This window comes from Ruegeria discodermiae (assembly GCF_030758345.1).
Lineage (GTDB): Bacteria > Pseudomonadota > Alphaproteobacteria > Rhodobacterales > Rhodobacteraceae > Ruegeria_C.
The window spans coordinates 1-12,862 of record NZ_JAVAMO010000001.1 but is presented as its reverse complement, the minus strand read 5'-3'; the positions used below and the strand labels follow the sequence as shown (position 1 = coordinate 12,862).

General features: G+C 62.7%; 14 protein-coding genes. 5 read left to right on the top strand and 9 right to left on the bottom strand.

The features are described from left to right. The 3 genes from Q5Y75_RS00065 to Q5Y75_RS00055 all read left to right on the top strand — a co-directional run bounded on the left by Q5Y75_RS00065 (position 1) and on the right by Q5Y75_RS00055 (position 2,088). Positions 1-543: a pyridoxamine 5'-phosphate oxidase family protein gene (locus tag Q5Y75_RS00065; protein WP_306193307.1), complete on the top strand. Its 543-nt coding sequence runs from the start codon at positions 1-3 to the stop codon at positions 541-543. 8 nt (positions 544-551) lie between these two features. Next, positions 552-1,229, top strand: coding sequence for a DNA alkylation repair protein (locus Q5Y75_RS00060; protein ID WP_306193306.1), 678 nt, complete (start codon positions 552-554; stop codon positions 1,227-1,229). Positions 1,230-1,323: 94 nt separating this feature from the next. Continuing rightward, positions 1,324-2,088, top strand: coding sequence for a nuclear transport factor 2 family protein (locus Q5Y75_RS00055; RefSeq protein WP_306193305.1), 765 nt, complete (start codon positions 1,324-1,326; stop codon positions 2,086-2,088). A gap of 56 nt (positions 2,089-2,144) precedes the next feature. Here Q5Y75_RS00055 and Q5Y75_RS28630 read toward each other — a convergent pair whose 3' ends face one another. Further along, complete coding sequence (locus Q5Y75_RS28630) at positions 2,145-2,540, bottom strand: GFA family protein (protein WP_445758195.1); 396 nt, start codon at positions 2,538-2,540, stop codon at positions 2,145-2,147. Positions 2,541-2,585: 45 nt separating this feature from the next. After that, a complete protein-coding gene (locus Q5Y75_RS00050; protein ID WP_306193304.1) occupies positions 2,586-3,020 on the bottom strand; it encodes a hypothetical protein in 435 nt (144 codons plus the stop codon). A gap of 93 nt (positions 3,021-3,113) precedes the next feature. Here Q5Y75_RS00050 and moaA point away from each other — a divergent pair, with 93 nt between their 5' ends. Both moaA and Q5Y75_RS00040 read left to right on the top strand, forming a co-directional pair. Beyond that, complete coding sequence (gene moaA / locus Q5Y75_RS00045; RefSeq protein WP_306193303.1) at positions 3,114-4,121, top strand: GTP 3',8-cyclase MoaA; 1,008 nt, start codon at positions 3,114-3,116, stop codon at positions 4,119-4,121. Between the two features lies 1 nt (position 4,122). Beyond that, the gene (locus Q5Y75_RS00040; protein ID WP_306193302.1) at positions 4,123-5,439 is read left to right on the top strand and encodes a 3-deoxy-D-manno-octulosonic acid transferase; all 1,317 of its coding nucleotides are present in this window, start codon (positions 4,123-4,125) and stop codon (positions 5,437-5,439) included. A gap of 72 nt (positions 5,440-5,511) precedes the next feature. On the opposite strand, the gene Q5Y75_RS00035 is transcribed toward Q5Y75_RS00040, so the two are convergent. The 7 genes from Q5Y75_RS00035 to Q5Y75_RS00005 all read right to left on the bottom strand — a co-directional run bounded on the left by Q5Y75_RS00035 (position 5,512) and on the right by Q5Y75_RS00005 (position 12,699). After that, entirely contained in the window at positions 5,512-6,675 is a 1,164-nt protein-coding gene (locus Q5Y75_RS00035; RefSeq protein ID WP_306193301.1) for a M20 aminoacylase family protein, read from the bottom strand. Between the two features lie 49 nt (positions 6,676-6,724). Beyond that, positions 6,725-8,122 (bottom strand): NAD(P)/FAD-dependent oxidoreductase, encoded by a 1,398-nt coding sequence (locus Q5Y75_RS00030; protein ID WP_306193300.1) that lies wholly within the window; start codon positions 8,120-8,122, stop codon positions 6,725-6,727. After that, positions 8,119-9,285: an acetylornithine deacetylase gene (argE, locus tag Q5Y75_RS00025; protein WP_306193299.1), complete on the bottom strand. Its 1,167-nt coding sequence runs from the start codon at positions 9,283-9,285 to the stop codon at positions 8,119-8,121. Before argE ends, Q5Y75_RS00030 begins: the two co-directional genes overlap by 4 nt. A gap of 81 nt (positions 9,286-9,366) precedes the next feature. Beyond that, positions 9,367-10,467 carry an MFS transporter gene (locus Q5Y75_RS00020; RefSeq protein ID WP_306193298.1) on the bottom strand — a complete coding sequence of 367 codons (1,101 nt, stop codon included), beginning with the start codon at positions 10,465-10,467 and terminating at the stop codon, positions 9,367-9,369. A 115-nt stretch (positions 10,468-10,582) separates the two neighbouring features. Continuing rightward, entirely contained in the window at positions 10,583-11,860 is a 1,278-nt protein-coding gene (locus Q5Y75_RS00015) for a DUF3422 family protein (RefSeq protein ID WP_306193297.1), read from the bottom strand. 97 nt (positions 11,861-11,957) lie between these two features. After that, positions 11,958-12,335 (bottom strand): carboxymuconolactone decarboxylase family protein, encoded by a 378-nt coding sequence (locus Q5Y75_RS00010; RefSeq protein WP_306193296.1) that lies wholly within the window; start codon positions 12,333-12,335, stop codon positions 11,958-11,960. Further along, positions 12,328-12,699, bottom strand: a complete 372-nt coding sequence (locus Q5Y75_RS00005) for a MerR family transcriptional regulator (RefSeq protein WP_306193295.1) — start codon at positions 12,697-12,699, stop codon at positions 12,328-12,330. Before Q5Y75_RS00005 ends, Q5Y75_RS00010 begins: the two co-directional genes overlap by 8 nt. Positions 12,700-12,862: the final 163 nt, after the last annotated feature.

Below are 12,862 nucleotides of genomic sequence, written 5' to 3'. Positions count from 1 at the left end.
ATGGGAAAGCAGTTTCCGGCCCTGGACGATGCCCATCGCACTTTCATCGAGGCGCAGCACATGTTCTTCACTGGCTCTGCCGGGCCTGAGGGGCGGGTGAACATCTCGCCCAAGGGGATGGACTCGCTTCGCGTGATGGGCCCGAACCGCATTCTTTGGATGAACCTGACAGGCAGCGGCAATGAAACCGCGGGGCATCTGCTGGAAAACACGCGCATGACGCTGATGTGGTGCTCGTTCGAAACGCGCCCGCTGATACTGCGCGCCTATGGCACCGCCCGCACCGTGCACGAAGGCGATGAGGACTGGTCCGCGCTTGCGCGACATTTCCCGCCCCATCGCAGCGCGCGGCAGATTTTCGATGTCGATGTCGAGATGGTGCAGACCTCCTGCGGCTATACCGTGCCCTTCATGGACTATCGCGCTGATCGCGACACGATGCAGAAATGGGTCGACGGAAAATCCGACGAAGATATCCGCAAATACTGGGCCGACAGAAACCAGACCACGCTTGACGGCAAGCCAACCGGCGTTCCGGTCTGAGGGTCGGGATGCTTACGGACCATCTCGACCAGCTCAAGGCCCATATCGAACCCGGTCGCGCCGAACAGAAAGCGGCCTATCACAAACAGAGCCGCGTGGTGTTGGGCGTTCCAAACCCGGCGATCAACGATCTGACAAAGGCGTGGCGGCAAGCCCTGAGCGTGCCGGAACGGGTCGCGCTTGCCGAAGCGCTGTGGAAAACAGATATCTTCGAAGCCCGCATCGCCGCCGGCAAGCTGCTGACACAGGCCCGCATCCGCCCTGATGAGGCGGTCTGGGAGGTGCTGCAGAGCTGGGTGCTGGAATTTGACAGCTGGGCCATTGCGGACCACGCCTGCGGGGCCATCTCGAAACGGCTGGTGGCAGATCCGGCGCGTCTGGATCAGGTCGAAGGCTGGACCCGATCCGATCACATGTGGACCCGCCGCGCCGCGCTGGTTTCCACCCTGCCCTGGACCAAGCAGAACAATCCCAAGGATGACGATCTGGCCTGCCGCGACCGCATCCTGGGCTGGGCCGCTGCTTACGTGCCCGATCGCGACTGGTTCATCCAGAAAGCGGTGGCCTGGTGGCTGCGCGACCTGTCCAAACATGACGCGCCCCGCGTCCGCGCTTTTCTGGCCGAACATGGAGACGCGATGAAACCCTTTGCCCGACGCGAGGCGGCAAAGTATTTGGATCGCTGAGCGCCCCGCGACGCTGGCGACAAGCCCCCTTGTTCGGCAAAACGATTGCGCGCAATCTTGACGCAACACCATAGCTGCAACAGAGCGCCAAACCATGCCGCACGCCAACAAAGACCGCATCCGCGCCTTGCTTAAAAGCATCGAGACCGGCGATCCCGAGCCGATCTCGGTGGTGAACGAAGCCAAATACATCCAGCACAACCCGCAAACCCATGAGGGCAGCGAGGGGCTGGCAGCGCTGTTCCAGCGGCTGTCGAAAACCTCACCACGCGTGAATATCGTGCGGGCATTCGAGGATGGCGATTTTGTCTTTGCCCATACCGAATATGATTTCGCCACAAGGCGGATCGGGTTCGAACTGTTCCGGTTCGAGGACGGTCAGACCGTTGAACACTGGGACAACATCCAGCCCCGGCTGGGGCCGAACCCCTCGGGGCGCAGCATGGTGGATGGCCCGACCGAGGCCAGCGATCATGCTCTAACCGAGGCCAACCGCAGCCTGGCCCGCAACTTTCTCGAAACCGTATTGATTGGCGGCGTGCTGAACCGCATCGCCGAATTCATACCCGAACAAGGTTATGTCGAACACAATCCCCACCTCACCGATGGCCGCGCATCCCTGATGTCAGCGCTGGAGGAGGCCGAGGATGGCCAACGCGTGATCGACTACCATCACCTGCGCCGCGTCGTGGCCGAAGGCAATTTCGTACTGTGCGTCAGCGAGGGGGAACATACCGGCCAGCATTGCGCGTTCTTTGATCTGTTCCGCATCGAGAACGGACAGTTGGTTGAACATTGGGACACAACCGAAAAGATCGCGCCACGCTCGGAATGGAAGAACAACAACGGCAAGTTCTGACGGATTGTGAACGAGGCTGCGTTTCGCCGCGTCGCCGCCCGCCCCCTGTAGCTGGTTTAGAACCACATATCCGCCACGGTTCTCCCGTCAGGCGGGAGGGGTTTGAAGCTGTCATGCCCCTCGAAATGACGGATGGGAAGCTCACCAAGCAATGATGGGTCTGCCATCCTTGTATTCACGCCGACCCGCTTGCGCCCGTTTTCATCTTCTGCACATGCAACGTAGTGCGTCACACATCCGCAACTGGCGCAGAAATGGAATTCAAGGTCTCCGCTATCGCGACGCGTGTAAATGCGTGTTTGCCCGGTCGTTTGGATATCCTGCCCAAGGTAACCATATGCCCAAAGGGCACCGTAACGTCGACATATCGTGCAATTGCAGGCCGTGACCGTGTCTGGCAGCGTTTCGAGAGTCCAGCTAATCTCGCCGCAATGGCACGTTCCGCTCAACATGCGCAGACCTCCGAAGTCTTCCCTGACCGGCCGTCAGATGGCGGATCAGTTGGTATAGACATCCAGCTCGATCAGTTGATCAATGGGTGCCAGCAGCGTCCGCATCGCCTCCAGCGACAACCGGCTGCCCGCCGTCTCTTCCCCCTCGATCGGGATCAGCGTCACAAAGGCCGAGGCCCCGGTCTTGCGGAACACCACCCGGCCTGAGCGTTCCTTGCTGACCAGAGGCGTTTCCAGCCAGATACCGGGTTTCGCAACATCACCCAGCCCTGCAATCGTCTGCTTGGCCCCGGTCCAGCCGGGATCGAACTCTTCGGTTGCGACCACCTCTTCGACCTGTTCAGAGCCGTCCGCCTCTGGCGCGTCGGCGGCTTCGGATGCAGAGGAAGATGAGGGTCCGCTGAACAAACCATCGGTGGTGTCGCGGATCTGCGCGCATCCCGCGATCAGGATCAATGAGGTCAGGGCAATATGTCTCATACCGAAACCCTAGCTATCTGCGCCCGGCCATGCCAGACCCAAATATAATGATCCCCCTTGCCGCAGGCAGGGCTCCGCTTTAGCTATATCGCCATGACCGCACCCCTGATTGATCCATTCGCCCGCGCCATCACCTATCTCCGCGTTTCGGTTACCGATCGCTGTGATTTCCGCTGTGTCTATTGCATGTCTGAAAACATGACCTTTCTACCCAAGAAAGAGCTGCTGACGCTGGAAGAGCTGGATCGCATGTGCTCGACCTTTGTGGGGCTTGGCGTGCGCAAGCTGCGCATCACCGGGGGCGAGCCGCTGGTGCGGCGCGATATCATGACCTTTTTCAACGGCATGACCCGCCATCTGGACAGCGGCGCGTTGCAGGAACTGACGCTCACCACCAATGGCTCGCAGCTGGAACGGTTTGCCGATCAGCTTTATGCGGCGGGCGTGCGGCGGGTGAATGTCTCGCTCGACACGCTGGATGAGACCAAGTTTGCCGACATCACCCGCTGGGGCCGCCTGAAACAGGTGCTGCGCGGCATCGACGCGGCACAGAAGGCCGGGCTGCGGGTCAAGATCAATGCCGTCGCCCTAAAAGGGTTCAACGAGGAAGAGCTGCCCACGATCACCCAATGGTGCGCAGAGCGCGACATGGACCTGACCTGGATCGAGGTCATGCCGATGGGCGATATCGGCAATGAGGACCGGCTGGGCCAGTACTGGTCGCTCAAGGATGTGCGCGCCGAGTATGAAAACCACTATCAGGTCAGCGATCTGGCCGAGCGCACCGGCGGCCCGGCCCGCTATGTGCGGCTAGAGGAAACCGGGCAGAAAATCGGCTTTATCACGCCGCTTTCCCATAATTTCTGCGAAAGCTGCAACCGCGTGCGCCTGACCTGCACAGGCGAGCTTTACATGTGCCTCGGGCAAGAGGATATGGCCGATCTGCGCGCGCCCCTGCGCGACCACCCCGACAGCGAAGAACCGCTGCAAGAGGCCATCCGCGCCGCCATCAGTCACAAGCCCAAGGGCCATGATTTCGACTATTCCCGGCAAAAGCTCGACGGTCAGATGCCCCGGCATATGAGCCATACGGGCGGCTGATATGCCCGGACAGGGTGTCGCCCCGACGCTGCTATACCGACTATACTCTGTCGTTACCGGGGCGCTTGGGCCGTTGGCCTGGCGTTCGGTGCACCGCAAACTGGACGCCGCCGGGGTCGCGCCGGAGCGACAACGCGAGCGGCTGGGCCGCGCCACCCTGCCCCGCCCTGAAGGCCGGTTGATCTGGTTTCATGCGGCCAGCGTGGGCGAAAGCCTGTCGGTCCTCACTCTGATCACCCGCCTCGGCGCGGTACTGCCAAAGGCGGAGTTTCTGATCACCTCCGGCACGCCGACCTCGGCTGAACTGGTTGCCAAACGCTTGCCGCCGCGCACGCAGCACCAGTTCGTCCCGCTTGATACCGGCGCTGCCGTCACCCGCTTCTATGATCATTGGCGGCCACAGGCCGGTATATTTGTCGAAAGCGAGCTCTGGCCCCGCATGCTGGTCGAGGCCCACCAGCGCGGCATCAAACTGGCCCTGCTCAACGCGCGCCTCTCACAGAAGTCGGTGCAAGGCTGGCAGAGATTCCCCGGCACGGCGCGGTTCATCCTCGACTGTTTCACGCTGTTTTTGACCCAGAACCGCCAGACCGCCGACAATCTGATCGCCATGGGCGCCGATCCGGGCCGGGTGCGGCCCGGCAGCAATCTCAAGGCGACCTCAGCCCCGCTGCCGGTGGATGAGGCCACACGCGACACGCTGACAAAAGCCATCGGGGATCGCCCGGTCTGGGTCGCAAGCTCGACCCATAAGGGCGAGGAGGAACAGGTGCTGCAGGCCCATAAGCGCCTGCTCATCACCCATCCCGACCTGCTATTGCTGCTGGTTCCGCGCCACCCCGAACGCGGCGATGAGGTTCAGAGGCTGGTGAAAGATGCTGGCCTCAGCTGCGCCCGCCGCAGCGCGCAGGAACAGATCACGGGACAGACCCAGGTCTATATGGCCGACACGCTGGGCGAGACCGGGACCTGGTATGCACTGTGCAAACTGGTTTTCCTTGGCGGCTCACTGCTGGAAATCGGCGGCCACAACCCGTTTGAACCCGCGCAAGCCGGGGCGGCGGTGGTCACCGGGCCGGGATACTTCAATTTCGCTGAGACCTACGCCCAGATGAAACAGGATGGCGGCGCGCGCGAGGTTCAAGACGCCGACAGCCTCGCCGATGCCGTTGCGGACTGGCTGGACAACGCAGAGCACTTCAACAACGCCCGGCAAGCCGCATCGGCCTATGTCGCCACGCAGCAAAACGCGCTGGAGGGGGTCATAGACGGCCTCTGCCAAGAGCTCGCATTGAACGATCCCGCCGCAGTCAACTGATCCGCGCTTCATCTGGTCCAAAAATATCCCGGATGGGCGCGATGGGGGCAGCATCCGATGCCCGCTCTCAATTCATGCCACAGGCATCCGCTGTTCGACGATCCCGGCCCACCAGCTACACCCGGCAGGGATGGCCTCGTCGTTGAAATTATATTCGGGGTGATGCACCATCGCCGTATCCCCATTGCCCACAAGGATATAGGCGCCGGGCCGTTCCTCCAGCATGAAAGCGAAATCCTCGCCGCCCATCACCAGCGGCGCGTCATCGCATTTGCCCGAGACATTACGCGCCACGCCTGCTGCAAATTCGGTCTGCGCCTCGGAGTTCACCATCACCGGATAGCCCCGGTGATAGGTCACGTCGGCAGTGCCGCCAAAGGTCGTCGCGATACCGGCGCAGATCTCCTTGATCCGCTGCTCGGCCAGATCGCGCATTTCAGTGCTCATGGTGCGCACGGTACCTTTCAGAAAGACCTTCTGCGGGATCACGTTGAAGGCGTTGGACGAAGTCTCGAACGAGGTGACCGACACCACCAGCTGATCGGTCGGATCGGCATTGCGGCTGACGATGGTCTGCAAGGCCAGAACCACCTTGGAGGCCATCACGGTGCTGTCGACAGTGGTCTGCGGTTTGGCCGCGTGCCCCCCCTTGCCCTCCAGCGTGATCTCGAACTGGTCAGTGGCGGCAAAAAACGCGCCGGGCCGAATGGCAAAACTGCCCACCGGCTGACCCGGCCAATTGTGCATGCCATAGACCTCCTGAATGCCCCAGCGGTCCATCATTCCGTCCTCGCACATTTCGCGACCGCCGCCGCCGCCTTCTTCGGCAGGCTGAAAGATGATCACGGCGGTGCCGTCGAAATTGCGGGTCTCGGCCAGATACTTCGCCGCCCCCAGCAGCATGGCGGTATGGCCGTCATGGCCGCAGGCATGCATCGCGCCGGGCGTCTTCGAGGCGTAATCCAGCCCCGTCGCCTCATGGATCGGCAGCGCATCCATATCAGCGCGCAAGCCGATCACCTTGCCTGCGCTGTCGCTCTTGCCCTTGATAACGCCAACCACCCCGGTGCGGCCAATGCCGGTCACCACCTCATCGCAACCGAACTCCCGCAGCTTGTCAGCCACCAGCGCGCTGGTGCGGTGGGTGTCGAACAGAATCTCGGGGTTTGCGTGGATATCCCGGCGCCATTCGGTGATCTCATCCTGCAGTTCCGCAAAGCGGTTCTTGACTGGCATCTCTGGTTCCTCCGTTTTGCGGTCCGCAGACCGGCATGTCTTATCCCACCTACATATACGCCCCGGCCCGTTCTTCCAGAGCGGAACGCAGCCAATCGATTGAGAGCGCCGGCCCCAGTTCCAATACCGACCCGTCGCTGAACCGCGACAGGCGGAATCGGCTCAGATCGTGGCCGGGTGCCTCACCCGTCACCAGATCGGCCATGATGCGCCCAAAACCGGGGCCGATCCCGAAACCGTGCCCGCTCATGCCGGTGCAGATGGACAGGCCGGGCAGCGCCTCTACCCGGTCCACAACCGGTACCACATCGGGCATGGTATCGATCATCCCGGCCCAGGCGGCGTGGGCCTCAACCGCGCCAAGCGACGGGAAAAGCTGCTGGAACCGGTCGAGAATCTGCCCCACTTTGCGGTGGCTCGGCGCGGGGTTCAGCACACGGCAGCGCTCAAAGGGCGAGGTCTCATCCCCCGCCCAGCGCCGTTTCGTGCCCCAGGCATCCGGGAACCCGCGCGGCGCGGCGGGCAGATAGCGCCGCCCGAAGGGGTCGGCCCGCAATTGCGGCCAGAAGGCGCGCGCGGCGCAGAAGGCATCCGGCCCGACCCAGAAATCATGCGCGTCGCCTTCGGCCAGCGAATAGCCACCATCGACGCGCCGCCGCAGGGCGATCTCGCCAAAATCCGCCCCGCCTGCATAGATATCGGGGACCGGGGTTGTGGCCACCACGGTAGCGCGCACCGAAAGCTGCGGGATATTGACCCCATGCCGCCGCAGGAACAGGTTGGACCAGGCCCCGCCCGCCACCACGACATCGGATGTGGCGATGCGCCCGGCCTCGGTCACGACACCCGCGATACGCCCGCCCTGCACATCCAGCAGCCGCGCCGCGCAGTTCTCGCGGATCACCGCGCCCGCCACCACCGCCGCCCGCGCTAAAGCCGGGACTGCGACCCAGGGCTCAGCCCGCATGTCTGAAGCCGTGTGCATCGCGCCGGGCCAGCTGCCCTGCGCATGCGGGATCAGATCGTGCAATTCCGCGCTGCTCAGCATCCGCGAATCGACACCGTCCGCGCGCGCATGGGGCAGCCATGCCTCGAACCCGGCCAGGTCCTTCTCGGATCGCGCCACATAGGTCAGGCCGCAGTGACGCAGACCCAGATCATCCGGCCCCTCCGCCTGCAATTGACGCCAGATCCGGTTGGCCTCGACCATGATGGGCAACTCGGCGGGGTCGCGCCCCATCTGGCGCACCCAGCCCCAATTGCGCGCCGATTGCTCGCCCGCAATGCGCCCCTTTTCCAACAGCACCGGGCGCAGGCCTTTTTGTGCGAGGAAATAGGCGGTCATCACGCCGATGATGCCGCCGCCAATGATGACGACGGACGCATTTGAGGGCAGCGCCGCGTCGTGTTCGACCGGCGACGAGGCGGTGATCGGAATGCCCCTCATCCCGAGAGACGATCCAGCAATGCGGTCATGAAATCCTGCCCGGCCTGCAATTGTTCAACCGACAGAAATTCGTTCGCCTGATGCGCCTGCGCGATGTCGCCGGGGCCGCAGATGATCACGGAATACCCGGCCTCCTGAAACTGCCCGGCTTCGGTGCCGTAGCTGACCACATGGGTGCCGTTGTCGCCGGTCAGCGCGCGGGCCAGCGCCTCTGCCGCGCCCTGTTCTTCGGGGACCAACCCGGACACCTTGAAGACCTCGCTGATCTCGATCCGTGCGTCGGGGTGAACCGCCTGCATTTCGGCCTCGACTTCACGCGCGAACGCTTGGAACTCCGCCTTCCAAGCGTCCAGCGACACGCCCGGCAGGGTGCGACACTCGATGAAGAACCGGCAATCCTTGGCCGTGATATTGCTGGCGGTGCCGCCTTGGATCGTGCCTACATGCTGGGTGGTCCAGGGCGGATCGAAAAGCGCTGCGATCTCGTTGCGCGGCGCCGCGCGGTTCTGGCGGTTGCGTTGATTGGCCCATTCGATCAGCCGCGCCGCCTCATGCACCGCGCTGACGCCCGTATGCAGCAACGAGCTATGCACCTCGAACCCATGCACATGCACATTGAGCCCGATATCGCCCTTGTGCCCGGTCACCACCTGCATCATCGAGGGTTCGCCCACGATCACGATCCGCCCCTTGGGCACGACCGGCTCCATCGCGCGGATCAGATGCGGCGGGCAGAGGCAGCCGATCTCTTCGTCATAGCTCAGCGCCAGTTGCAGCGGCGTGGTGAGATCGCGGCCCTGCGCCTCGACCATGGCCCAGATCGCCAGCGCGTCGAACCCTTTCATGTCGCAAGTGCCGCGCCCGTAATAGCGGCCATCCGCTTCGACCACCTCGAAGGGATCGGTCTCCCATTGCTGCCCATCTACAGGCACCACATCGGTATGGCCCGAAAGCACCACGGCCCCCTCTTGCCAAGGTCCAACATGGGCAAAAAGGGCGGCCTTTTCCGGCTGCCCCGGTGCCTCCATCCGGTGCGCGCTCACGCCATGGGCGGTCAGATATACCTCAACCCAGTCGATCAGCGGCAGGTTGGTGTCGCGGCTAACGGTTGGAAAAGACACCAGCTTTTCCATCAACGCGCGCGGAGACAGTTTCTCGGTCATGTAGCGCCTCTTGGCAATTCGGTCCGAGGGGATGAGCGCACGCTAAGTCGCAGGGCTTGTGACTGTCAAACCGATTGCACCCTAAAGCGTGCGCGGGCGCAACGCTCCTGCCAGCAACACGATGAGAAGCGCCAGCGGCACCAGCACTGCCAGCGCGAGCCGCAGCGAGGCCAGATGCGCCAGAAACCCGATCAATGGCGGCCCGATCAGCAGCCCGCCATAGCCCAGCGTTGCCACGCTGGCGATGCCCTGGCCCTGCGGGATATCCGGGTCATTGGCCGCGCGGGTAAAGGCCAGCGGCATCACCACGGCATACCCGACCCCCATCAGCCCAAGCCCCACCAACACGGTAGAAGGAACGCTGGCAACAACAACCGCCATGGCCCCAACGGTGGCAAAGGCCCCGCCCAATCGCGCCGCAAGGACCGGACCCAGCGCGCCGATCAACCAACCGCCCATAAAGCGCACTGCGACCATGGCCACTGAAAACACCGCATAACCCAATGTCGAAACGCTCTCTGCCGCGCCGATGCTGTCACGCAGGTAGATCGCGCTCCAATCCGCGACGGCGCCCTCGCCCATGGCACCGCAAAAGGCAGAGAGCCCAACCAGCACAAGCACCCCGGTGGGGAAGGCAAAGACCTTGCCGCGCGACAGATCTGAACGTTGCGAGGTCCATCCGATACGGGCGATCGCAAGCGTCAGAACCGAAACGATAACCGCCGCAACGAAGAAATGCACCAGCACCGACATCTGCGCCTGAATCGCTGCAAACCCGCTGAGCGCACCCAGCCCGGCCCCCAGGCTCCACATGGCGTGAAACGATGACATTGCCGATTTCTTGAATTGCCGGTCCACCTCTGCACCCCAGGCATTCATCGCCACATCCATCGACCCGTGAGAGGCCCCGAACAGAAACAGCGCGAGGCACAGGAAAGCATAGCTGCCCGCAAGCCCCAGCAGGATCAGGCTGAGCGCATAGAGCACGCCCACAACCAGCGTGACCCCATAAGCCCCGAACCGGTCGACCAGCCGCCCGGTGACCGGAAAGGAACAGACCGCCCCCGCCGCCAGAAACAACAGCGCCAGCCCAAGGGATTCATGTGACAGCATCAACGCATCGCTCACCGCCGGGATGCGCGACGCCCAGATGCCGAAATAGGCACCGTTGAGGACAAACATGGAGGCAACTGCACTCCACGCTCTTGGAAACCCGACCATGCGGAGACCCTTTTGCGAGATGGCCAATGGCCCTTTCAGCCACTCCTAGCGGCGAAATCGCGGCCTGAACAGCCGGTCATTCCAGATGTTTGCGGATGCGCTTGACCATCAGCCAGACCAGCAGGATCACTGGCAGGGTCACGCCGGCGGTCAGCGTTGTCTTGGAGAGGCCGAGCTTGGTCAGCGGCCCCAGCAGGTAGACCGCCAGCGACACCGCGTAATAGCTGATCGCAACCACCGACAACCCCTCGACCGTATGCTGCAGGCGCAATGCAAGATCGGCGCGGCGATCCATGCTTTCCAGCAGCGCCTGGTTCTGCGCGCTGCGTTGCACATCGACCCGCGTCCGCAGCAACTCACCGGCCCGCATCGCACGGTCCGACAGGCTTTGCAGCCGGGTCTGGGTGGATTTGACCGTGCGCATCGCCGGGTCATAGCGGCGGACCATGAAATCCGACAGGGTTTGCCTGCCCAGAAACCGCTCCTCCCGCAACAGCTGGATGCGCTGGTTCACGATGGCCTCATAAGCCCCGGTAGCCCCAAACCGGAACGAGGCGCGCGCCGCCATTGTCTCCAGCTCGGCCGCGGCGGTGAGCAGCTTCGGCAGCGTCTCTTCGGCCGGGGCGGCCTCATCGGCCATCTCTCCGGTCAGTTCCGTCAGCTTCGTATCCAGTTCGCCCAGTCGGGAGCCCATCCTGCGGGCCTCGCTAAAGCCCAACATCGACATCGCCTTATACGTCTCGATCTCGCACAGGCGCTGCACGATTCGTCCCACCCGCCGCTTGTCGGTCCCGTCAGAGACAAAGACCGCCAGCCGCACATGCCCTGCCGGGTCAATGCGGAAATCCCCGGCCACAACAGCCGCATCATCGAGCACATGTGCAACCGCAAGGCTTTCAGGCACAAACCAGTCGCGCAGCGATGCGATGATCTTTGGCATGTCGGGGCGCGCCATGACACGCAAAGCGATTGAGGTGATTCTTTGGCCCGGTGCGCTCTCCAGCCAGTCGGCAGGAAACACCTCGAAATCCGCCGGATCAAAGGGGCGGCTGCTCACACCATCGAAAAAGGCGGTATAGGCCACAAATTCCGTATGTTGTTCCCATTTCAGATGGTGCCGACCGAGGGAGCCAGAGAAATGCGTGGCACCCGGTTGCGGATGCTGCGCGCCGTGCCGGTCCAGAAGGTCGAGCAGATGGGCATGCGCTTCTTCCCTCGCTGCACCATTCGACCCGTCGGGATGTTTGATGGCAAGATAGACCGCCGTGCCCGGCGCGGTAGCGACCGGAAACGGCCGCGCATGCAGCTCGTTTGCAATCGCATAGCGCAGCGGGTGGTCCTGAATGGGCGGCATCGTCGACTCCGGGTGGTTCGCGCCACTATAGACCACCCGTAGGGAGCCTCAAATATCTTTTTATTTCAGTATATTATCTGAATACCTTCGCATACTTTCAGGCGGTGCCTTCCGCAAATACCTCCAAAGCGGCATTGAGAGCGTTGATCGCCGCAGGCATGCCACCATAGACCGCCATCTGCCAGATCACTTCCAATATCTCGCGCTCACTCGCCCCGGCTTTTAGGGTGTGCCCGATATTGACCTTGAGCTGCGGTGCAGTCTGCCCGCCCAACGCCGTCAGCGCCGCTACCGTGCAAAGCTGCCGGGTTTTGAGATCCAGCCCCGCACGCGCATAGTGACGCCCATAGGCCCATTCGACCAGCGTTTCTGCCATGCCGGGTACGGCATCGTCATAGCGTTCGGCCAGCGCCTGTTCGAGCCCCGGGTTCATTTCAGCCAGCAGTTTGCGACCTTTGGTTAATGCATCAGACATTTGCGGTCTGCTCCTGTTCCAGTTTCTGGTAATGCGCCACTTTGCTGTCCATAAGCGCCAGTGTGGCTTGCAGTTCTGTTAGCCGGTGCGCGATCTCTGCGCGATGCGCCACAAGCATCTGGCGGCGCTCCGCATATGTTTTGGCCCCCTGCCGACGGAGTTCCGCATAACGAATACGGTCGGCCTGCCTCATCCCGGTGGCGTTGAGCTGGTTCAGAAAGCCGATCCAGTCCACCACTTCCGGCCCGTAATCCCGTCGCCCCGCCGCGTCGCGCGGCGGTGGATCGATCAGGCCAATCTTCTCGTAAAAGCGCAGCGTGTCGATGCTCAGCCCCGTTTGCGCAGACAGTTCAGAGATTTTCATCAAGGCACTCCTTACCGAGTCGCCACAGTTTACGTGCTGGAGCGCGCTCCAGCTCAAGAAGAAAATTGCGCGCTCGCGATATCAGCCGCAGGCGACCCGCCCGTATGAAAAAAAAGGGCGCCCACAGGCGCCCTTTGCAATTGGATCAAACCCGTGCTCACTC